18 protein-coding genes and 1 pseudogene are annotated in these 21,648 nt (G+C 65.3%); 7 read left to right on the top strand and 12 right to left on the bottom strand.

Features of this window, described 5'->3' with window-relative positions:
* The first annotated feature begins 362 nt into the window (after positions 1 to 362).
* Positions 363 to 644 carry a hypothetical protein gene (locus tag ACFSXZ_RS25885; RefSeq protein ID WP_378267795.1) on the top strand — a complete coding sequence of 94 codons (282 nt, stop codon included), beginning with the start codon at positions 363 to 365 and terminating at the stop codon, positions 642 to 644.
* 145 nt (positions 645 to 789) lie between these two features.
* On the opposite strand, the gene ACFSXZ_RS25880 is transcribed toward ACFSXZ_RS25885, so the two are convergent.
* Positions 790 to 1,137 carry a hypothetical protein gene (locus ACFSXZ_RS25880; protein ID WP_378267794.1) on the bottom strand — a complete coding sequence of 116 codons (348 nt, stop codon included), beginning with the start codon at positions 1,135 to 1,137 and terminating at the stop codon, positions 790 to 792.
* Positions 1,138 to 1,173: 36 nt separating this feature from the next.
* Between ACFSXZ_RS25880 and ACFSXZ_RS25875 the strand changes: the two genes are divergently transcribed.
* Together ACFSXZ_RS25875 and ACFSXZ_RS25870 are read left to right on the top strand one after the other, a co-directional pair.
* The gene (locus ACFSXZ_RS25875) at positions 1,174 to 3,303 is read left to right on the top strand and encodes a hypothetical protein (protein WP_378267793.1); all 2,130 of its coding nucleotides are present in this window, start codon (positions 1,174 to 1,176) and stop codon (positions 3,301 to 3,303) included.
* A 64-nt stretch (positions 3,304 to 3,367) separates the two neighbouring features.
* On the top strand, positions 3,368 to 3,832 hold the full coding sequence (locus tag ACFSXZ_RS25870; RefSeq protein ID WP_378267792.1) for a GNAT family N-acetyltransferase: 465 nt from the start codon (positions 3,368 to 3,370) through the stop codon (positions 3,830 to 3,832).
* Between the two features lie 361 nt (positions 3,833 to 4,193).
* Here the strand turns inward: ACFSXZ_RS25870 and ACFSXZ_RS25865 are convergent, their stop codons facing one another.
* The 4 genes from ACFSXZ_RS25865 to ACFSXZ_RS25850 form a co-directional block, all read right to left on the bottom strand.
* Positions 4,194 to 5,300: a sensor histidine kinase gene (locus tag ACFSXZ_RS25865; protein WP_378267791.1), complete on the bottom strand. Its 1,107-nt coding sequence runs from the start codon at positions 5,298 to 5,300 to the stop codon at positions 4,194 to 4,196.
* Positions 5,297 to 5,947, bottom strand: a complete 651-nt coding sequence (locus ACFSXZ_RS25860; RefSeq protein ID WP_378267790.1) for a response regulator — start codon at positions 5,945 to 5,947, stop codon at positions 5,297 to 5,299. Before ACFSXZ_RS25860 ends, ACFSXZ_RS25865 begins: the two co-directional genes overlap by 4 nt.
* A 496-nt stretch (positions 5,948 to 6,443) precedes the next feature.
* Positions 6,444 to 6,884: a hypothetical protein gene (locus ACFSXZ_RS25855; protein WP_378267789.1), complete on the bottom strand. Its 441-nt coding sequence runs from the start codon at positions 6,882 to 6,884 to the stop codon at positions 6,444 to 6,446.
* Between the two features lie 147 nt (positions 6,885 to 7,031).
* Positions 7,032 to 7,307: a CbtA family protein gene (locus tag ACFSXZ_RS25850; protein WP_378268072.1), complete on the bottom strand. Its 276-nt coding sequence runs from the start codon at positions 7,305 to 7,307 to the stop codon at positions 7,032 to 7,034.
* A gap of 809 nt (positions 7,308 to 8,116) precedes the next feature.
* Here ACFSXZ_RS25850 and ACFSXZ_RS25845 point away from each other — a divergent pair.
* Both ACFSXZ_RS25845 and fmdA read left to right on the top strand, forming a co-directional pair.
* Positions 8,117 to 8,416: an FmdB family zinc ribbon protein gene (locus tag ACFSXZ_RS25845; protein ID WP_378267788.1), complete on the top strand. Its 300-nt coding sequence runs from the start codon at positions 8,117 to 8,119 to the stop codon at positions 8,414 to 8,416.
* 147 nt (positions 8,417 to 8,563) lie between these two features.
* Entirely contained in the window at positions 8,564 to 9,823 is a 1,260-nt protein-coding gene (gene fmdA, locus ACFSXZ_RS25840) for a formamidase (protein ID WP_378267787.1), read from the top strand.
* A 123-nt stretch (positions 9,824 to 9,946) separates the two neighbouring features.
* Here fmdA and ACFSXZ_RS25835 read toward each other — a convergent pair whose 3' ends face one another.
* On the bottom strand, positions 9,947 to 11,794 hold the full coding sequence (locus tag ACFSXZ_RS25835) for an APC family permease (RefSeq protein WP_378267786.1): 1,848 nt from the start codon (positions 11,792 to 11,794) through the stop codon (positions 9,947 to 9,949).
* A gap of 113 nt (positions 11,795 to 11,907) precedes the next feature.
* Positions 11,908 to 12,129 (bottom strand): annotated as a pseudogene (locus ACFSXZ_RS25830) (winged helix-turn-helix domain-containing protein); the annotation flags it as partial.
* A gap of 1,665 nt (positions 12,130 to 13,794) precedes the next feature.
* On the opposite strand from ACFSXZ_RS25830, the gene ACFSXZ_RS25825 reads away from it, so the two are divergent.
* Entirely contained in the window at positions 13,795 to 14,334 is a 540-nt protein-coding gene (locus ACFSXZ_RS25825; protein ID WP_378267785.1) for a LysR substrate-binding domain-containing protein, read from the top strand.
* A 28-nt stretch (positions 14,335 to 14,362) separates the two neighbouring features.
* Here ACFSXZ_RS25825 and ACFSXZ_RS25820 read toward each other — a convergent pair whose 3' ends face one another.
* The 3 genes from ACFSXZ_RS25820 to ACFSXZ_RS25810 all read right to left on the bottom strand — a co-directional run bounded on the left by ACFSXZ_RS25820 (position 14,363) and on the right by ACFSXZ_RS25810 (position 17,863).
* Entirely contained in the window at positions 14,363 to 15,427 is a 1,065-nt protein-coding gene (locus tag ACFSXZ_RS25820) for a hypothetical protein (RefSeq protein ID WP_378267784.1), read from the bottom strand.
* Between the two features lie 212 nt (positions 15,428 to 15,639).
* Positions 15,640 to 16,194 (bottom strand): hypothetical protein, encoded by a 555-nt coding sequence (locus ACFSXZ_RS25815; RefSeq protein ID WP_378267783.1) that lies wholly within the window; start codon positions 16,192 to 16,194, stop codon positions 15,640 to 15,642.
* 1,192 nt (positions 16,195 to 17,386) lie between these two features.
* Positions 17,387 to 17,863, bottom strand: coding sequence for a hypothetical protein (locus ACFSXZ_RS25810; protein ID WP_378267782.1), 477 nt, complete (start codon positions 17,861 to 17,863; stop codon positions 17,387 to 17,389).
* A gap of 499 nt (positions 17,864 to 18,362) precedes the next feature.
* Between ACFSXZ_RS25810 and ACFSXZ_RS25805 the strand changes: the two genes are divergently transcribed.
* Positions 18,363 to 18,887 carry a hypothetical protein gene (locus ACFSXZ_RS25805; protein ID WP_378267781.1) on the top strand — a complete coding sequence of 175 codons (525 nt, stop codon included), beginning with the start codon at positions 18,363 to 18,365 and terminating at the stop codon, positions 18,885 to 18,887.
* A gap of 307 nt (positions 18,888 to 19,194) precedes the next feature.
* On the opposite strand, the gene ACFSXZ_RS25800 is transcribed toward ACFSXZ_RS25805, so the two are convergent.
* Together ACFSXZ_RS25800 and ACFSXZ_RS25795 are read right to left on the bottom strand one after the other, a co-directional pair.
* Positions 19,195 to 20,694 (bottom strand): AMP-binding protein, encoded by a 1,500-nt coding sequence (locus ACFSXZ_RS25800; protein WP_378267780.1) that lies wholly within the window; start codon positions 20,692 to 20,694, stop codon positions 19,195 to 19,197.
* Positions 20,695 to 20,875: 181 nt separating this feature from the next.
* Positions 20,876 to 21,535: a TetR/AcrR family transcriptional regulator gene (locus ACFSXZ_RS25795; RefSeq protein WP_378267779.1), complete on the bottom strand. Its 660-nt coding sequence runs from the start codon at positions 21,533 to 21,535 to the stop codon at positions 20,876 to 20,878.
* Between the last annotated feature and the right edge of the window lie 113 nt (positions 21,536 to 21,648).

Below are 21,648 nucleotides of genomic sequence, written 5' to 3'. Positions count from 1 at the left end.
GCTGGGTGTCCCTGTCCAGCAGCTGGCGACTCACCGACCGGGCCGCGGCTTCCGGTGGACCGGGCTCCGCACTTGATTCCATGAGAGCGCTTCCAGTTCTGCCCAGCCTCCGCGTGGCCGCGACGCGGTCCAAGGAATGTGAGTCCAACGGTCTGGGGAACATCATGCGATAGCCCGGCCGCATCACCGGCGCTGTGCGAGGAGAAGACGACACCGGAACTGGTGCGGATCGAGTCGGGGAGGGCCGGCCGAAGCTCGGGTGTCATCCGCGGCAGGTGATGCCGCACTCCGGCTGTGACTGGCACGCTGCGGCGGTGCGGGCATTTCCGGCCGCGACCGCGACAAGCAGCGGGGGTAAGGACATGACGCAACGACGGACCGATCCGTTACCGGAAGATATTCACTGGGGGCTGCTCATCGCCGCGGCCGCGACGCTCCTGGCCGGGAGCGTAATCGGCCTGACCGGTCTGGGCTTGGGTGCCGCGGCGGTGATCGCGAGCGGCAAGCGCTGGTATCGCCGAGTGGACCTGCCGGCCAACCAGATCGCGAAGCTGAAGTGGCAACAGGCAAGGGCTGCGGCCGGGGCGGGGGCGGGGGCTTGGCGCGACGCCGAGTCATCGTCCCGGAGGCCCGAACAGGCGTGACGGGCGGCGGAGTTCCCGAGCCGGGGCCGCTGCCGGAAGGCAACGATCCCAGCCGAGCCCGCCCGAGAGGCTGATCGTCGCTTCGGGAACCGGACGCGACGCCGCAGAGATGCGACATCGCGGGTGGCTTTCAGCACGAGAAGATTCACCTGTAGCAAGAGGGAACCAGGTCCCGTCCTGCAACGCGACGGCGAAGATGTAGGGATCGAGTGGTCCACGCTCTCCGGCTTGCCGTCGGGTCGTACTTCTGCGGGTCGCCCGAGCCCAGGCCGATCACGTAGTGGGTGTGGTGGCTGGTGTGAATGACGATGCGCTCGACCTTGCCGGGGTCGCCGATCCGCGGGCCGCTCAGCAGCCAGGCGATGACGCCGTCTTCGCCTTCGTAGATGGGGCTGGGCGCGCCTTCACCACACATGGCGCGGTCCACGGCTTCTGCCGGTGAACCGCCGGACCTCGCACGCGTTCCAGAATCGGCCAACGTTCCGGTGATCAACTTGTTACTGTGTGTGTTGACTGTCTTGGGGGTGCCGTGACGACAGACCATGAGAGCTCCGGAAGCGAGCAACGACACGCCAACACGGTCGACAACACGGTCCGCAACTCGGTGACTGGCCCGGTGTCCGGCCGGGTGGTGCTGGCAGGTTCGATCAACCAGGTCTCGATCACCGAGTCCACGGCAGCGCCGGTATCGCCGGTGGAAGAGCGCGTGGGCCTGTTGGCCATGGCGTCGCGGAATCAGTGGACCGCGGCCGCCAACGATCGGCGGTTGGTGCATCCCGCCCCGTTGCCGGTCCGGTGGCGCCGTTCGAGCGAGCCGGTGGCAGGCCCGGTGTGGGCCGCCGGCCACGCCCGGTTCGATCCGCTGCCCGGACTGACCGTCCCCAGCGGCAGCGAACTGGCCGGGGGCGACCACGACGCGCTGCACCGGATCTACGGAGGGTTGCCATCGGGGCGGCTATTGTTGATCGGGAAACCGGGGTCCGGCAAGAGCGCCGCCGCGATCCTGCTGCTGCTGGACGGGCTGCGCTACCGCGAGCAGGCCACACCGGAGGATCGGGCGCGGATTCCGGTGCCGGTGCTGTTCACCCTGCACGGCTGGCACCCCGATCGTGGCGAGTCCGTCACCGACTGGATGGCCGGCAAACTCGCGGAAACCTATCCGATGTTCCACGGCCGCGCCGGGCGCCGCGCGGCAACGGAACTCCTGACTGCCGACCGGGTCGCGGCGTTCCTCGACGGCCTGGACGAAATCCCGGAGACCGTCCGGCCCGGCGTGCTCAAAGCCCTGGCCGACGCCCCGTTTCGCCTGGTCCTGCTGACCCGCACCGCGGAAGCGGTCGCGGCCGCGCACCATGGTCCCCTGGCCGGTGCCGTCGCGCTGGAACTGCAACCCGTGCACCCCACCGACGCCGCGGCCTACCTCCTCCAACCGCTGGTCGACCCGCCACCGCCGGCCTGGCAAACGGTCACTGATCACCTCGCCGAGTCCGTGGGCCGGCGTCACCCGGCCAGCGCAGTGTTGGAAGCCCTGGCCACTCCGCTGGCCCTGAGCCTGCTCGGCGACGTCTACGGCCAGGCCGGTCCGGTCGACGAACTTCTCGACACTGCACGATTTCCCGCCGCTGCCGACATCGACAACCATCTCCTCGACCACGCCATCACCGCCGCCTACACACCCCGACCCGGGCACCCGCGTCCTCGCTACAGCGTGGCGACCGCCCATCGCACGCTGCGCTACCTCGCCACCGAGTTGACCGAGCGACGCACCTCGGATCTGGCCTGGTGGCACATCCCCACCTGGGGACCGCCCCCTTTTCGAGTGATCGCGTTCGCCGTGACGACCGTGCTCTCCGACGGGCTCCTCGTCGGGCTCCCGCTGGGTCTCGTGTTCGGTCCCGTGTTCGGGCTCCTCGTCGGGCTCCCGATCGGGCTGATGTTCGCGTTCGTGGCCACCTTGGTGCTCCGGGCCGGGCCGGGGGCATCGGCGGCGCCACAGCGGATTACCGGTCTCACCGGTCGGAGCACGGTGCACAGCCTGAGGTATGGACTCGGGTATGCGCTCGTGTTCGGGCCCATGGTCGGGCTCGTGCTGGGGGTCGTGTCCGGGCCGTTGATCGGGCTCGTGTCCGGGCTGTCGTTCGGACTCGTGTCCGGACTCGCCGGCGGCGCCATTCTCGGGTTTGCCAGGACGGACGGCGACGACAGCTCGCTCGGGCCCACGGACCTCTGGCGGCACGACAGAAACGCCTTGCTCGTGAACGCACTCGGCGGTGGGCTCGTGATCGGTCTTCTGGCCGTGGTCGCGGTCGGGCTGGTGCCCGCGCTGCCATCGACACTCGCGTCCAAACTGCCGGTTGTCGTGCTGGTCGTGCTGTCGATCGTGCTGCTGGCCGGGCTCGCCTCGGGGCTACGGGGCAGAATGCTGATCAAACGTATGGACACCGTGCCGAGTGCACCCGGTACCGCTGTTGTCGAGACCGCACTGGCCGCGATACATCTTGCCGTCCGGCACAAGATTCCGCTGCGGCTGCTCGCATTCCTGGAAGACGCGCGGAGCAAGCATCTCCTGCGCACAGTGGGACCCGTCTACCAATTCCGGCACGCCTCACTCCAAGCACGGCTGGCACCGCCTACTCGCAAAGAATCGTCCCGCGGCTAATACTCGGGCCGGACTTCGTGATCTCGCCGCCCGACGGTCCGGCGAATCGGGTGGTGACCTCATCATGGCATTTGGCAGACTGGGCGACGTGACGATCACGATCAGGCGGGTTCGTTTTGCGGACGCCGCGCGTATCGCGGTCTTGCTGGGGCAACTGGGCTATCCCACCGACGCGGTGCGGGTACGTGCCCGGCTGGACGATTGGCTGACCGACCGGCGCAGCGTGCTGATCGGTGCGGAGACGGATGGCCTGCTCTCGGGTGTCGCCGCGTTGCACGTGATTCCGCTGCTGGAACACGACGGGCACCGGGGCCGGCTGGTGGCGCTCGTGGTCGACGACGCTTGTCGTCGCCTGGGCCTGGGACGCAGGCTGGTAGCCGAGGTCGAACACGAGGCGCGCAGGCTCGGATGCCGGGAACTGGAGGTCACCAGTGCGCGGGACCGAGATGCCGCCCAGCGTTTTTACCGCAGCATCGGTTACGAGGATATCTGCGATATAGCGGCGCGATTCCTGAAGGCGCTGAACTGACCTGCTGAACGAGAATACCCGAGAACGCTCTTTCTTCGAACACCGAATGCGGCCCTGCGACACGCCGTTCACCACGGAGATCAGCGACAAGTTCGACCGGCCGACCATGCCCGTCCGCGTGGTCGGCCCCGGCGCGCGAAGAATTCGGGCAGGTTTTCCGGCACCGGGGCACGGGGCACCGCGCCCGTGCCGAAGCCCGGACGGCAGCTACCGTTCGTGCCATGGCGTTCACCGGGACCCCACGGGCTCGTCCTCGCTGGCATCATGCCGCGACCGCGAACTCGCCGCGACCGGGCGTGAGGCCGCGGAGTACGCGGTCGACGTCGGTGCAATGCCGGGGAACGGGACACGAGTCAGCCGATCATTTCGTGGTGGGGAGCCGCAGGCTGATGCGGAAACCGCCCTCGTCGACATATTCGGTGGTGAGCGTGCCGCTGAGGAGTTTGGCTCGCTCGCGGAGCCCGATGAGGCCATGGTGCGCGCTTGGCAGGGCGAGGGGGCGCCGGGTCGAGGGGCCATTGGTGACCGTCACGCCCACGACATCCGGGTCTTGCCAGAGTTCCACGGTGACCCGGGCGCCGGGCGCGTGCTTGCGCGCGTTCGTGAGGCCTTCCTGAACTGTCCGGTAGATGGCGCGTTGAGCTGTGGCGTCGACGCCTTCGGGGAGTTCGCCCTGCAGGGTGGCGTCGATGCCGCTGTCGGTGATCAGGGTGGGCAGGTCGGTGAGGGTGGGTTGCGGGGCGAGCGGGGTGGCTCGGTTCGCGGAGGCCCGCAGGGGGTTGATCATGTGCCGGAGCTCGTCGAGGGTTTTGACGGCCAGCTCACGTATTGTGCCCGCGGCGGTAGCTTCTGGCGGGTTCGCCGTCACCTGGAGCGCGGCCGCCTGCACCGCGATCAGGCTCACCTGGTGGGCGACCACGTCGTGCATCTCGCGGGCGAGTTGGGCGCGTTCCTCGGCGAGTACCGTCTGTGCCGCGAGTTGCTGGCCGTGTTCCCGGGCTTCGATGATCTCTTCCAGTCTTACCGCCAGATCCGCACGAGCTTGCACGAGCTGGCCGAGAAACGCCGGGGCCGCTCCCAACAGGGTCGAGTAGATCAAGGTGATCAGCAAATCGCGGCCGCCGGGGCTGTGGAAGTTCAGCGGCGACGGAACCGCGTCCGCGATGGCGACAGCGGCCGCGCACAGCGCCACTACCCGCCGATCTCGTGTGTGGCGAGCGACGGTGTACAGCGCGATCAGTGCCGGTACGGTCACGGGTGACATGATCACCGCGGGCAGGGTGAAGAAGAACGCGACGTAGCGGTGGCGGCGCCGTACGAACAGTGCCAGCACGCCGACAACGCCGGCAACGGTTTTCGCGACCGACGAAGGTGGAACAGCGTTAAGCGCCACCTCAGTCGCGGCTACGGCGATCAGGCCGGCATCGACCGCGACCGGTTGCGAGGCGTCCGTGAGCTTTGGTCTCATGGCCCGCTCGCCTCGTCGAGCAGGCCTGCGGCCTGCGCCAGCAATGCTGCCTGCATCCGGCTGTTCACCATCAGTTTGCCCAGGATGGCCTTGACCTGCTCGGTGACGGCATGGACGCTCAGCGCGAGTCCGAGCGCGATGTCGTCATTGGATGCTCCCTCCGCGACCAGCGTGAGCACATGCCGTTCCCACTCGGATAACCGACCGATCCTGGCCGCCGCCTCGGCACGGGAGACGCCTGCGCTGTCCCCCACGAGTCGGGCGGCCGACGGGGACAGCACGACCGCGCCGCCGGCCAGCGCCCGCACCGCACGCGCGAGCTGTCCGGGATCGGTGTCCTTGAGCAGGAATCCGGCCGCACCGGTCCGCAACGCCGACGCGATGTGTTCGTCCGTGTCGAACGTGGTCAGCATCGCCACAGCTGGCGGGTCCGGCAGCGCACGCACCTCGGTGAGGATGGTCAGCCCGTCCACCCCGGGCATGCGGATATCCAGCAGCACCACATCCGGACGGTGCAGGCTGATCTCCCACATCGCGTCACGGCCGTCGGCCGTGGCCACGACATCGATATCGCCCGCCGCTCTCAGAATCAACTCGATTCCGGACCGGACAAGTGCCTCGTCGTCCACCACTACAACTCGGATCACGGGGCCCACCCCCGCCCTGTACTTAGCCTGCCATTTTACGCGTCCGGGCCGGTCACTCGTTGGTGAGCAGGGCTTCTTCCTTCGCCACCGCACAGATAGCGGTCAAGCGCATGGTGGACCAGTGAATGTCCGTCCCGGCCGCACCCGCCAGATACGCGGTGGTCAGGCCCAGGACGTGCGGATGCAGAGTGCGGCTGGCCCGGTCGATCGACAGGGCGGCCTCGGCCGACTACTGCCGAACCTGGGCGATGTGCTTATCGAGTTCGGCCGAGACCCGGGAGTCCGGGCGGGCGAAGTCACCATGGACGCGACCCCGATCGCTGCACCACCGCGAGGCCCTGTCACGCGTCGCGCCCTCGCCACTGATCATGACCAGCAGCCTGCGGTCCGCTTGGCGCCAGCGCCACCACAGTCGCCCTATCGGACCACCGCAAGGAAGCGCGATAGCCGGTGAGCACAGCCACGGACGAACGCGCCGTCGGCTGGACGGGTGCGGTCATGTGCCCGTGGTAGGGGTGATTTCCAGCCACAGCCGTCGAGGGCCCGATCCGGGGTGGATCTCAGCCGACCATCGGGTGACGTGTTGGGGTGCGCTGTCGGGGATGACCCCGGCCCGGACGAGCCCGTCGAGGCAGGGCGTCAACGTGGCGGCGAGGTTGGCCTGATCGCGGCCGCGACTGTCGCCCGTAGCGAAGTGCAGGCGCACATTGACGTGGGTATGCCCGCCCAGGCCGACCCGCGCGGCCTGCGCCGTCACGGTATCGGCAACGATCGCGCGGCGCCGCGTTTTCTCCTGCCTGGCCAAGCGCTGGTCGCGGGTCAGCGGGACTTTGCCACCGATCAAGGGCAGGTCGATCTCAACACGAGCGCCCCTCGCGATGTCCGTGCCCTGGCCAAGCCGCGGCCGCGCACTGCGCAACGGATTGTGATGCCACACGGTGCAAGCCTCTGGCCAACGAGTCACCGTCTCGTCACCGGTCACATTGCGTGATCCAATCGAGAATTCGGCCGAGGACGCGTTGTGGGCGCAGCGTGGGCATGTGGGGATCTGGCCCGCGACCCGTGCCCGCAAACGGGCCGAACATCAGCCCGCCCACAGGATCGCCCGCGCGCCGATCGAATAGAGCCGGAACTCGAAGAGGGTGTCCGCGGAGAAGCCCGGGTAGACGATGTGCCCGGCCGTGTCGGTCAGTGGCGGCGGAGTCTCGGTCACCTGCTTGCCGTACTCCACGACGTTCGCGGACAACTGTCCCAGCGAGGGGAGGATTGCCATCAGGATCCCGCTCACCACAAGGAACGCCGCACCGGCGGCCAGGCTCGCCAAAATCTGAAAGCGCTCACTCGGAAGCGACCACGAAATTGCCGCCGGTAGCTGCGAAGATCAACTCAACGCACTGCTCGCGGATTCAATCCTGAAGTACAGGCAGACATACCTCATGTGGCTCACGAGGTTGATCTTGACGAATTCCCAGCCTTCGCCATTTCCACTGCTGGACCATCTCATTCCGCAGGCACATCGTGAGTACCAACGACCCTGCTCGAGAAAAATCCTTCCCTTCACTTGATCCGATCCTCTCGATGGCAGCTGTCTATATTCTTGTTTGTCGTTCGGGAAGCTATGGTCGGTACCTGGCCCCGCGCCTCGCTCATTCCGAGCTCCGCCAGGTTCCTCCGCGCGCCCGCGCGAGGGTAACGGGGAAATTACGGATCTCACTACGGATTCCGGGTGGATCGGGCATGCCCACAGTGCGACGGCTCGCCGTGTCGCCGCGGGAGCCGGGTCGATGCCGGTCGATGTCGCAGCCTGTGTTCCCGGCGCCACGCCGAGTGAAACGATGTCGCCCACATGATTGGCCGGATATTGTCCGAGATGACTGGAACCCGATCTTCCGGCAGATTGGACCAGCGATCTCGGGCGCCTTGATCAGGATACTCGAAACAGTTTCATGTGGCGGGAGTTTATTGTGTTCGAGTCGCGGGACTGGTAGATTTTTTGTTGCTGCGAAGTCCCTTTCCTTGAGTGGCATCAGCGATATGGCGCGGCAGGGACGGTTCCTCGGGTCGATGTCTGGTCGCCAACCGGGATGTCGGCGGCTTGCCGAGGCGGCGGTGCCCGGACTCCCGCACTGCGCACAGACCCGCCGCGGGTAGGGGTTACGCGGCGGGGAGGTGCATCGCGTGGCAACCTATCAGTTTCGCTGTGCCGAGGATGGCGTCTTCGACGTGAGCCTGCCAATGGGAACGGCAGGGCCCCAGTGGCGATGTCCGGTGTGTGGCAGCGACGCGGTGCGGGTTTTCTCCGCGCCGATGCTTTCGCGCACGTCTCGTGCGCTGGTGGCCGCGATCGACCGCGCTGAGAAGACTCGCGACGAGCCTGACGTGGTATCGGCTGTGCCGCCGCGCAGTGCGCGGACGCTGGGACCGATGGGCGCACCGAATCCCGCTCTGCGGCGCTTGCCGAGGCCGTAAGCGTTCGCGAAAGGACCCTGCGGAAACCGGCGCGGCCGAGCGCGTTCAGCGCAGAGAGACGCGAAAAGGAGGTGTACATCCGCGAGGTTTGCCGGTCGTGGGCCCGCTGTCGGTGGTTGGGGGCTCACCAAGCAGTCAGGAGATTCGATGCCGCAGGTAGTATTTCCACTCGATTCCACGAAAAAGTTCACCGAGCAGCAGATAGTCGGCCACAATCGGTGGCACTGGGCTATCCCGGCGCAGGTCCAGGTCAAACCGGGAGACACGTTCCGTGTCCACTGTCGTGAGTGGTTCGACGGAGCCATTCATAACGACGACTCTGCTGAGGACGTACTGCACGCGCCGCTCCCCTCCGTGCACGTGCTCAGCGGGCCGATCTCCGTCCAGGGCGCCCAGCCTGGTGATCTGCTCATCGTCGACATTGTCGATGTCGGCCCGATCCCGCAGGAAGACTCGGGCCCGTTGGCCGGCCAGGGCTGGGGTTACACCGGTGTATTCGCCACCAAGAACGGTGGCGGATTCCTCACCGAGTGGTTCCCGGATGCCTACAAGGTGGTCTGGGACTTCCGCGGTGGAGTCGCGACGTCGCGGCACATACCGGGAGTCTCCTACACCGGCATCACGCACCCTGGACTGATGGGGACGGCACCGTCGCAATCGTTGCTCGCCCAGTGGAATGCGCGCGAGCAGGCGCTCATCGACACCGACCCGGACCGGGTGCCGCCGCTGGCACTGCCCCCCCTGGCGGACTCCGCGATCCTCGGCAGTCTTACCGGAGACGATTTCGACCGGGCCGCCGCGGAGGGTGCCCGCACGGCGCCACCACGGGAGAATGGCGGCAACCAGGACATCAAGAATTTCAGCAAGGGGAGCAGGGTGTTCTACCCGGTCTATGTCGACGGGGCGAACCTGTCGATGGGTGACCTGCATTTCTCCCAGGGCGACGGCGAGATCACCTTCTGCGGTGCCATCGAAATGGGTGGGTTCTTGGACCTGCACGTCGACCTGATCAAGGGCGGGATGGAGACCTACGGCGTCGGCGAGCATGCGGTCTTCATGCCGGGCAACGTCGAACCGAGGTACAGCGAGTTTCTGGCCTTTTCCGGCACCTCGGTGACGGTCGACAACGTCCAGCACTATCTGGATTCGCACCTGTCCTATCAGCGGGCGTGTCTGCACGCTATCGACTACCTCAGCAAGTTCGGCTACAGCCGTATTCAGGCCTATATGATCCTGGGTTCGGCTCCGATCGAGGGCAGACTGTCCGGTGTCGTGGACATCCCGAATTCGTGTTCGACGGTATACATCCCCACCGCGATCTTCGATATCGACGTGCGTCCCTCGGCCGAGGGACCCGCGCAGGTCGCATCCGGCGCGACTGTGCCGATGGCCAGTTCCGACGCTTGACCGGTTAATCCGTGGTGAGGTCGTCACGCCCAAGGAGCACCTGCGCCGGGCCCGTGCACGACAGGAAGGCACCGCAACGGCCGATGGCGTCGGCACCCCGGGCCACATGAATGGCATGACCGGCTACCGGGGCAGGTCTGCGGGGCCGCGGACGGTTTCGCGTGTCCCGATCTGGCCGGCGGGTGGCGACTCGGGGTTGAGGGGGAGGCGGTAGCGGCAGACGACGGCGTTGGTGGTGTGGGAGAGGCGGCGGGCGATGACGGTGCCGCGGTGGTTTTTGAGCATGCGTTCCCACCGGCGCTGGGGTTGGACTTCGCCGATGAGGACGATGACGCGGTCGGCTGTGGTGTCGCAGGTGTCGTGGAGGTAGCGCGCGAGGGGCGGGCCGAGTTCGCGGTGGGGGGAGTTGAGGATGACGAGGGGGATTTCCGGTCGCCAGGACAGCCATTGGGTTTCCATATCGCGTGCGGCCTGGTATTCGCCGGGGTAGCTGACGTGGACGGCGACGACGCGGCGGCCCATGCCCATCGCGGTGGACAGCAGTTCGGAGGTCAGCCGGGTGATGGCGACGACCGGCACCACGACGAGGGTGTCGAGCTGGTGGGGCCGGTCGGGCAGGCTGCCGATCCCGAGCTGTGCGCCGATGCGGTCGTAAGCGACGCGGACCCGCCAGAAGAGCACGGCGAGGCCGGGGACGATGACGACGATGAGCCAGGCACCGTGGGTGAACTTGCTGCTGGTGACGACGATGGCGGCGGTGGCGGTGAGGAGGGCTCCGGCGCCGTTGACGGTGGCGCGGCGCCGCCAGCCGGGGCCGCGCGCGGCGCGCCAGTGGCGGACCATACCGATCTGGCAGAGGAAGAATCCGATGAACACGCCGACGGCGAACAAGGGCACCAGAATGTTGACTTCTCCGCCGGAGACCAGCAGGAGCGCACCGGCGCATACGGCGAGCACGCCGACGCCGTAGCGGTGGACGAGCCGGTCGGCGCGCAGCCCGAACAGGTGGGGGAGATATCCGTCGGAGGCCAGTTTGGCGGCGAGCACGGGTAACCCGCCGAAGGAGGTGTTGGCCGCCAGCGCCAGCAGCACCACGGTCGCGATCTGCACGACCACGTAACCCGCGCCGTTGCCGATGGCGCCTTCGGCCACCAGGGACAGCAACGTGCGGCCGTCGACGGGCAGGGCGCCGAACCGTTCGATCAGCACGGCCAGCCCGATCAGCAGGACTCCCAAGAGCGCGCCGAGTCCGGCTTCGGCGCGGCGCGCCCGCGCGGAACGAGGTTTGCGGAATGAGGGTGTGGCGTTGGCGATGGCTTCGACGCCGGTCAGTGCGGCGCATCCGTTGGCGAAGGCGGCGAGCACGAGCAGGATGCCGACCGAGCCCACGGTGACCGGCTGGGTGGTGGCGGGGAGCGGATGCAGCGGGGCGCCCCGCACCAGTCCGGTGACGACGACCGCGCCGACGGAGACGACGAAGACGGCGGTGGGCGCGATGAACAGTTTCGCGCTGGCCACCACGCCGCGCAGGTTCACCGCGGTGATCGCGGCCAGCACCACCAGACACAGTTCGGTGGTCCACGGGAGTAATGCCGGGAAGGCGGAGGTGAGGGCGGCGACTCCGGCGGCGACGGAGACGGCCACGTTGAGCACGTAGTCGACCACCAGGGAGGCGGCGGCGACCAGGGATGCCTTGGCGCCGAGGTGTTCGCGGGCGACGGTGTAGGCGCCGCCGCCGTCGGGGTAGGCGGTGATCACCTGGCGGTAGCAGGCCACCAGGACCACCAGCAGCAGCACGATCACGGCGGTGACCGGCAGGGTCCAGCTCAGTCCGGCGGCGCCGGCGACCGCGATGACCACCACGATCGCTTCCGGTCCATAGGCCACCGATGCCAGCGCGTCCAGGCCGAGTCCGACCGTGCCGGTCACCGCGGTCAGCCGATGCCACTCATCACCCGCCGGAGTGTCCACTCCACACCTCGCTCACTGTCGTTTCCGCGAACCCCAAGCTATGCGTGGACAATGGGCTCCGGAATCAAGGAAGCGTCAAAAATTCGGCCAGGGGCGTGCGCTGGGTAACAGGGTCAGAGTTCGAAGCGGAGGCCCATGCCGGATTCGGTGAGCAGATGGAGTGTGCGGGAGGGTTCTGGTTCGAGTTTGCGGCGCAGTGGGGCGAGATACACGCGGAGGTAGTGGGTTGCGTTTTCGTAGGCGGGCCCCAGATTTCGCGGGGGAGGTGTTTCTGGGAGACCAGCCGTCCGTGGTTGCGCACCGATTTCCAAGGTGGCCCATTCGGTCTTGGTGAGGTCACCCCACGCCACCTCATCACCGAAGCAGGCCACGGTTACCGGCTCTAATCCTGAGAGACCAATGGGCGCCGGCGGTCGCGGACGCGCAGCGACGCCCGCCGGAACACCTCGCCCGGCACGGGCTGTGGTGGAGGACTCGACGGCTGCTACCACCACCAAGTAATCGGCAACGACGTCCCGACCCCGCTGCTCGACTTCGCGCGTGGGGTCAGGTGGGTGTTCCTGCTGGAGGCCAGGGCCTGCCAGGTGCCCTGGCCGCGTCGACTTGCCGCGTACGCATCGGTCCTTTTACACCATTTCCCGCCGGCCGTCCGTGGTCTGTTTCGGAATCGACGGTGGTCTGGTTGGAGTGTTGTGCTTGATCTGGTGGTGTTGATCTCCGCAGTCTTGATCACATGTTATGTGACTTTGCCTCGGTTTGACGGACACCGATGATCAGGGGCGAGCCGTCTGTTGGGTCATTACTGCGGGGCTATGCCCAGGACACCTTGCCGGGCTCGCTTTGCCGGTGACTCTGTGAGTGTCACCCCATAGCGTGCGGCAAGCGTGCGCTCAACCTCAGCCAATACGCAAGCGATCGTAGAAGGGTTCAACCGTCCCTCTCCGAAGTGGATGACCGCACGATCCAACTCGGTGTCCAGGATATTTGTGAATTCTTCGACCACTTCAGGGATGGGAGTCTTCAAATTCGTTACCCAGTCGAGTGGCTTGCGGTTGAACATGACCTCAAACTCGTTCCATCCGCGGACTGTCCAGTACGTGTTGTAGAGGGGAACACACGTCGCCCTGAGCCATCTCCACATGTACTCCGAATTTTCATGGTTTGGTTGATGATAGTATTCATTAACGTGCCCTCCCAGCCCCTGCGACCTTATCGTTGGCTCGGCGGTAAACGTTTCACCCGGTCTGGTCTTGGATGCACTGTCATGGCATTCACGGCATCTGCCGGTTTTGAAGCTGGAAGCGCCGAGCGACGGAGGGTCCGGAAGGAGCGGTATGTGCCAGTGCTCGCCCTAAGCAACGAGGGCGTATTGGGCGGGAAGGAGGCGTTGGGGTGTGACCGAGAAGCGGTGGCAAAGCTCGGTCAGCTCGGGTTCGAGGTGGGTGAGCCAGTCCCCACGCCAAAAAGCTGTCAATGGACAAGCCGACCGAAAATGATCTTGAACTCGAACGAAATGCCAGTTCAGATGATGTGGGCCGGGCGGGACTCGAACCCGCGGCCAAGGGGTTATGAGTGTCCGAAATCACATTTCAGGACGGGCTGTGCGAGGTCGGAGAGCACTCCGGCGAGCCGGTTGGGTGCCCCTGAGGCTCTGATCGGTAGGAGTTCATGGACAGACTCATGGACAACCCGGCGGCCCGTACTCTCGACACACAAGGGGGGAAGTGTTGGTCTCGCACCGGCACGTATCGATCCTGTGTTGCCTCGTGTTCTGGTGGACCGACTGCGAGGGGAATGGTCCAGACGCCCGGTTCGGAACCCGAGGCGTCGGCTGACACGCCGGGAGATTCCTAACCCCGAAGCGGTGTGTCATCCCGGATGATGAGATCGACGATGTGACTGCCAGACTCGAGCCTAGTGAGGCCAAGGCGCAATTTTCTGTCGGTGGGTCCCGGTAACTTGCCGTTGCTCGTCGGGGATGAGGTGAACTGAGGGGTTTTATGTGGGCGCACAGCGGTAGCAGACGCAGCAGGCGTGAGGCGCAGGCGGTCCTGGACCGGGAACTGGACCTCGCGTACGTGTTGCGCTGGCATCTGCCCGCGGAGACGAAGTTCGAAGTGTTGCACGAGGTCCGGCTCGTCTTCCTGGCCGCTCGTGGCCACCCGTTGGCGGGTGGTGAGGTGGTGTCCGCCGACGAGGTCGGCCGGGCAGGTCTGATCACGACGCCGCTTACGGGGATCGAGTCGGTCTTCTACCGGGAGGTGTTGCGGGACTTCGGATTGGCCGAGGATTACTCGGTGCTGGAGATGATCGAAGGCCTTCAGTCCAGGCTGCTGGCGGCGGCCGCCGGTTGCGGTGTGATCGCGACCTTCGTGCCGGCGCACCACTCCATCACCGTGTCCGACGCGCTCGTGCCGCTCCGGATCGAGCCGGTACCGGCGTCGGCGACGGTCGATGCCGGGTTGGTGCGCCGATCCGACGACCCGAACGCCGCGACGTCCGAGCTGGCCGCATGGCTTCGCGGACACGCCTCCGCCTGACTGGCCTTCCCCGTCTCGGCCGGGCGGGTTACAAGGCGATTGTCTCCTGTCCTTCCGGCCGAAACCGTCGAGCGAGGCCGGCCCGCAGGTCTTCGACCAGTGAGACATTCATGTCCCGGAGCCCGCCCGCCACATTGCCCAACTCGTCGAAGGGCCGGTCTGTCCGCACGAAGGTGACACCAGGGATGTCGTCAAGTGTGAACCTGAGATCGATAACCGGCTCACCGGCGGACACATCTCCCGACACGGCCAACTCGATGTTGTCCGCTCCGCACTCTCGAACGCCTTGGTACTGTCCGGTCGAGTAGGAAAGGTAGTTCGAAAACTCGACCTGTCGCTTGATCTTTCGTTCCGGACTCATGTCCTTTTCCCAGCAAAGGCCGGTTATGTCGATGTCCGGCAAAACGTGAGAAGACAATCCCTCGGGCTGTGCGGATATGAGCCACATTTCGATATCAGGAGAGAAAGGCCACGGGCGCTTGTTCGCGCGCTGAACACAGAGCGCGACGGTCTCGGCCCCTATCGAACTGTACGACACTACCGATGCGGGCTCAGGAATGTTCAACGCTTCAATTTCACCACCCTTACCGGTCAATGTGACATCAGCCGACCAAGAGAACTGATCGAGCTTCGACCGGACTGACCAAGTCCTGCCGTCATCTCCGTGATCAGGGGAGACAATCGGCGGCGCGGACCACATCCGCGGCCGGACGACAACAGAGGCCTCGGCCGGCCACCGATCGGCCACACCATGTTCAAGCCTTCCGTCCGCGCCCACTTCCACAGCGACGGTTTCACCAGTCGGCAAGCTCTGAGCGAACAGTGTTCGCCCATCAATGGCGAACTTTTGGTTCGGCCACGTCGACGCTTCCGGTACGGCCACTTCGCGCGACCAGGATCGCGTATCGAGAAGCTGTCCGTCCGCCGAGATGGACACCACCACTGGCTGCACTCTGTCGACAGCGACAAAATGAGGCCCCAGCGCGGTGACGAAGCGCGGAGAGAACAGCCTCCGTTCGGAGGCGACTGCGGATGATTCTCCCGACGCCAAGTGTCGGCGGGAAACCGGGTGGGCGAAGCTGCTGTATCCCATGAAGGCAGTGTAACCGGTTTACCTGGCCAGGCGTTCTCCGCGAGGGCTGGACACACACCTGCAATAGGCCACCGGAACTGCTGATCCCCGTGATCCGGGCAGTCTCATGTCCTATAGCCACCTCAGCCACATTAGGCCCGAGGTGGCCACAGGGCGCGCGCTAAGTGCGGAAGTCGCCTGATCGGCGTTTAGCCCGTGTCAGCGTCGCGCGTTCACTTCTTTGTTTGATTTCCATTATGGGCGCAACTGTACCAATCGTTTCCATCGGGGGAAAAATCGGTTTGTGTGAACATTGTCCACACAAACCTGCCGACGTTGTTTTTGATCAGGGTTGCGGTCTGCGTCGCTGGGAATCCAACATTGGTCCAGTATGTGTACTGAAATTCGTAGCGAGTTCGATCATTCGGAAAATCATTATCGGGTCGTTGGCTGCCGAAGGTGGCGATATTCCAGAAGCATGCCAAAAAATCAGCCTGGGTGTCCGCGAATATAGGATGTATCGAGCCCGTCGAATCGGGATCTGCGATGTGTATGATTCCGGAAAGTTCGTCGCCGCAACCCAGGAACACTCCGTTGACGTCGGAGACCCTGGCTCCAACCCAGCCGTCGCCTACGTAGTTGGGGTTGTTCGCCCATTGCCAGAAACAGTCGAGAGGTGTGTTATCGGGCGCGGGCGGGGCGGCAGTCGCGGTGGTGGTCCCCAGCAGGGTCGCGCCGAGTGTGAATGCGACGCCAGTCAGCCAGCGTAACGATCTTTTCTTTTTCACTTCTCTACTTTTCCCACCATGCTCAGGACGTGCTTTTGATAGGTATACTTATTTCCACGAGGGGCTTTGCTCTTCACAACAGTCGACACGGCGGTAAGCGTCACCGATTAGGTCATAGCTGAAGTCAATGAGCCCCCTGGCTGTCAACCATTTTCGTTGTCGACTTATTTAAGCTACAGGACCGGATGGGATGCGACAATAAAGATGAAAATTGTTCGCCTGTTTGCTTGGATGTGTGACTCTTCGTAGTTATTGAAGAGTGTTGGGCGGCCTAGATGGGTGATGTGAGTTGCTTGGCGGAGCGTGATTGCACTTTCGTGGCGGCGAGTACGTCCACTTACTCCTTTTGGGCCAGCGTTCTAGTACTCCAGCCGGACTTCGAGCTGTTGGCTGATGGGGGTGGGTGAAGATGGGTGCGGCCACCAGTTGGTGAACTAGCGGCGCTGGCTCTCCGGAGCCAGCGAGGATCGCAACGCTGAAGTTCAACGTGCTGAGACCCCACGCGCGAACCGGCAGCGGCTGGCTCTCCGGAGCCAGCGAGGGTCGCAACCGGCGTGATCGGGTCGCGTGTCACGTCGCAGTAGTCGCCAGCAGCACTCGCTCTCCGGAGCCAGTGCTGCTGGCGTGTCCGGGTACGAGAGGATTCGACAGCAAGCAAGATGTCCGATAGGCGCGTTGATCCCGCAGTGAGCCGATGAACCGCTTGATCCGCCGTTGCTGCCGGGCCGATCCAATGCTGACGGCGAGCGACTGTGCGTACGGACCTGCGTCCGGGCCTCCTGACGTTCCCCGACAGCGGCTAGGGCGGTAGCCAGGTCGACCCGCAGGGCAGTCTCAGCGCGGGTGAAGGCGACGGTTCGGCGGGCAGTCGCGACTCGGCTTGGTCGAACCATCGCAGGCTGGCCGATCGTTTGCCGTGGGCGGCCAGTGCTTCACCAAGCGCGGCTGCCAGCCATGCGCGCAGCACCCGTTCGGCGGACCCCTGGGCGCGGCGATATGCAACTGTGAGTAGATCGACGGCCGCCGCGGTCTCGCCGAGGTCGAGCAGAACGAAGGCTTGCTCGGCGGACGCGTGCGCTTCGAAAGCGGGTAGGTCGGATTCTCTTGCAGCGGACTTGGCGTTTTCGTAGTACTCCCAGGACTGGGCCGTTTTCCCGAGGTCGAGGGCTTGCCAGTCGGCGAGGGTGTCGATTTAGGAGAGAAGTGCGGCGAGTTGTTGTCGTGAGCCGGGCGCCAGGGTGTGTGACAGCAGACGACGGGTCTGGCGCATTTTCGCGGTTACTTCGTCATGGACGACCACGGCGCCCAACTGGCGGTCGAGTTGCCGCATAGCGTTGAGTTGGGTGTCGAGTAGGCCGAGGACCGAGGCGTCGACGCGGCGCGATGCGCTGAGCGCCTGGCGTAGGTCCGGCTCGGCGTCCTCGTGCGTGGATGCCACTGGTGAGAGCAACTCGTCTATGCCGGTGCCGAAGCTGCGTTCGAGGAGTCGTGCGGTGGCTGCTCGGGGTCGGCCGATGGGTTCGCCGTTGGGCTTCCTGCCGGAGGCAAGACGTTTGAGGTTGCGTTCGCTCAGCGTGCCGATTTCGCCGATGTCGCGGGCGAAGCGGTTGCCGTAGTCGACGAACTCCGTGAGCGTTTCGTTGCGCTCCCGGATTTTCTGTTCGAGCACCGTACGCGGCGGGTCGCCGCCGTTTCGTCATCCCTTCACCCCTCCTTGCCGCATCCGGGCGCGATATTGCCCCGCAATGGCCTCGGTCTGTCCAGCGACCGTCACCGCACACCGGTGTCCCGCTGCGGCACATCGGAATCGTTGTCGGCGGAACAGTCGCCGGACCTTGCGCGCGGAAAGCGCGCGTGTCGGCAGGTGAAAAGCGGCCGATCACCAGCTGGTGCTGGCGGCTGTGTTGGCGCAGTTGCCGTTTCAGGTGGGGTATCGGGTCAGGAGGAAAGTGTTGGTACGCAGGCGGCGGCACTCACGACTTCGTGTGGTACTGCCATAACCGGAGGCTGCGGCGCTGAACGGGCCACCAGCCACACCTACGACCACAACCACCGTCGAAAACCCTAATCCGAAGGCCGTTTTCAGCGCGGCAGCGTTTCGAGGGTTCGTCGGCAGGCGGCGTTGTTGACGGGTAGCGACGCTGACGTCGAATCCGAGTTGGGACGAGGTGCGGCTGCTGGACCTGTCCACGGACGCATTGGAGTCGCGGTTCCTGGAACCGTACCGCGAAGGTCGTGCCATCGTGATCGACGGCAAGGCGATTCTGATGGACGACCTCGCAGCGCTCCGCATAAACCGGACTGACGATGCTTCCAGCGCGCTTCGCATCAAATTGCAGGCGCAGATTCGAGCCGGATTGACTTTTGCGACGCCATTGGCATGGGTTATCGCCGATCTAGGGGAAGACGTAACGGACCAGTTCGTTACTGGGCCGCAGGGCAACGCTGTGCCGCAGCATCCGGTAGCGTCGGTGGGGCCCACTTCCATGTTCCTGCTCCTGCGACCGCTCGTGGTCGCTTCGATCTGGAAGGTCTCACAGTCGATCCTAAAACCTTTCCGACCATGCATATCGATTGAGAAACTGCTCTTGAATTGTGAAAAGCTGGACTTCACCGAAGAGGCGTTGTCGCACAAGGTCTGCGTGAAATTGTTGAAGACTGGCTCGGAGCTGTTGACTTGGTTTAGAACTTGATCAAACGTCGTGACTGCGTGTCGATCGGTGGAGAGGTTGGACACGATCGTCTTCGACGATCTCGGTTTCTTGAAATCGCTCGACATTTGTTGAGCGCGAAACGGGCGTGTTGCCGGGCGTAGGCCGACAAGGGCGACGAGGCGGCAAGCCCCGTCGCCCTTGTCTACGGAAGCTGACCTTCCAAAGCCGGCGTATGACCTCGACGCCGCCTGGATTCACGGGCAGGTCGTCGAAGACCGCGCGTGCGTTCGTGATGCGGGCGACCGGTTAGCCGGGGAGGCAGTGGCGGAAGCGCTCGAAGGTGGTGTCAGGCACGGGTTTTCATCCTTTCGATGGCGGCGTCGCGCAGTTTGCTGCGGCGTACCTTGCCGGAGTCGTCGCGCAGCGGCTGATTGGTGAACTCGACCGATCGCGGGATCTTGTAGCGGACCAGGCGGTCGGCGAGGAAGTCGAGGAGCTCCCGCGCGGTGGTGCCCGCCTCCGCTTGCACGATGGCGTGGGCCCGCTGGCCCAGGTCGTCGTCGGGCAGGCCGACCACGACGGAGGAGAGGACCTTGGGGTGGTGGTCGATCGCGGCCTCTACCTCGGCGGGGTAGATGTTGGCGCCGCCGCTGACGATCATGTCGACGCGGCGGTCGCTGATGTAGAGGTAGCCGTCCTCGTCCTTCCAGCCCAGGTCCCCGAGCGTCTGCCAGCCGTTCATCGTCCTCGCCTCGGCGCCGACGTACTCGTAGGTGGGTCCGAAGCCCTCGACGCTCTTCATGTAGATCTCGCCGATCTCGCCGGGTGGCAGCTCGTTCCCGCCGGAGTCGAAGATCTTCATGTCGCCGAACCAGGGCCGGCCCACCGACCCTCGGTGCTCGAGCCATTCCTCGCCGGTGATCAGCGTGATGGCGATGGATTCGGTGCCGCCGTAGAGCTCGAGTATTTTCTCCGGGCCCAGCAGCTCGATCCACTTGTCCTTGAGCCATTCGGGGCATTTGGCCGCCAGGTGCAGCATGATCCGGATCGAGGACAGGTCGTACTGGCCGCCGGCCTCGATGCGCCGGTACATGCGGTGCATCATCGTGGGCACGAGCATCAGCCAGGTGATGCCGTGCTCACCGATGAGTCGCAGGACCTCCTCGGCGTCGAACTTCTTCGCGACCACGAGACGCTGCCCCAGCAGCAGGCCGTCGATGGACGTCCCCAGCGCGGAGTTGTGGTAGAGCGGAGCCAGCACGGCCTGTACGTCGTCTGACGTGTAGCCGTAGAGGAGCCGGCCGAGGGCGGGCGAGCCCACCGCGCCGGAACTGGCTCTGATGATCTTGGGCCGGCCGGTGCTGCCGCCGGAGGTGGGCGCCTTCCATGCTGGGGAGACCACTTCGGGCAGGGGCTCGTCACTCACCCGGGCGTCGGGCTCGAACCCGGCGGGCAGCGAGGGGTAGCCGGGGTGCTCGTCCTCGCGCACGCCGACGAGGAGTGCGGCCTTGGCCAGGTCGAGGATGTCCTGGCGCTCCACGGCCGGGAGGCGGTAGGACAGTGGGAGCGGCACCGCGCCCACCTTCAGCGCGGCGAAGAAGGCGACGTAGAACTCGATGCCGTTCGGCAGGGCGATCGCGACGTAGTCCCCGAATCCGACGCCCTGCTCGGCGTAGGCCCGGGCGAGCCGGTTCGACCGCCGTTCGAGCTCCAGCCGCGTGATGGACTCGCCCTCACAGCTGATCGCCACGAAGCCGGGGTCCTCCCCGGTGAGGCGGGCCATCGTCCGCACGAAGGGTTCCGGCGGGTTCGCGGCCATCAGCCGCTCCAGTTCCGAAACGTCCATATCACACCTATCTTCCGATCGTCGGTGGCAGAGCAACCAACTCTATGTCATTCAGCACAGGATGAACACAGGGTCGCGGCGTGAACTCCACCTTCACCAGAGCATGACGAAGCCGCTGACCTCATCGGTTCCACGTTGAAATGGCTGAGAACTTCGCTCGGCGTACGGACCGGCGGAGCGGTCAGCTGGTGCGTTTGCTCGTCTTGTGACGCGTCTTGTCCGTGGCGGGCTTTGCCCAGAGGCCGGTGAGGTTCTCGTCGACGAGACCGGCGAGGGATTGGAGGGCGGCGTCGAGGTTGACGTGGCCGGGGTCGATCAGGGCTTGGAGGTGCATGCCGATGACGGCGCCGGTGAGGGCGGCAGCGACGGCGCGTTCGCGTTCGGCCGCGGCCGTGGGATCGACCCCGTCGGGGCGTTGGGCGCGCAGCCATTCCTCCAGGCCCTGGCGGTGCTGGGCGAGAAATTCTTGGTACTGGCTGTGCACCGCGCCGGTGCTGTGCATGGCTTCGGTGAGGACCATGAACAGCAACGCGGAATTCCCGCTAAGGACCCAGCTTTCGTAGTCCTGCAACAGGGTGGCCAGCGAGGGCAGGGACTGCTGATACCGCGCCGGGTCCATGAAGCGGTCCATCGCCCGGCTCAGCACGGCCATCAGCAGGCCGTCCTTGTTCTTGAAATGCCACGGGATACTGCCCCGGCTGATCCCTGACCGTTCCGCGATGTCCACGAACGACGTCCGCTCGAACCCCTGCTCGGCGAACAACTCCTCCGCCGCGTCGAGAATACGGCGACGACTCTCGTCACCGATCTCGTCGATGCGACGTTGCCTGGCAGAATGCACAACCACGATCCTAAAAGGTGCCGGTTCGATTCACATCGTCGCGGTACCTCGCCAGGCTTAGTACTGCAACGGCACTCGCTTGCTCCGTAGTGGATCATGGCGTCGTGGTGGTT

This window comes from Amycolatopsis pigmentata, assembly GCF_042684065.1.
Taxonomy (GTDB): Bacteria; Actinomycetota; Actinomycetes; order Mycobacteriales; family Pseudonocardiaceae; genus Amycolatopsis_E; species Amycolatopsis_E pigmentata.
Note: the sequence above shows the minus strand (reverse complement) of the source record. Positions and strands in the feature narration are given on the sequence as shown.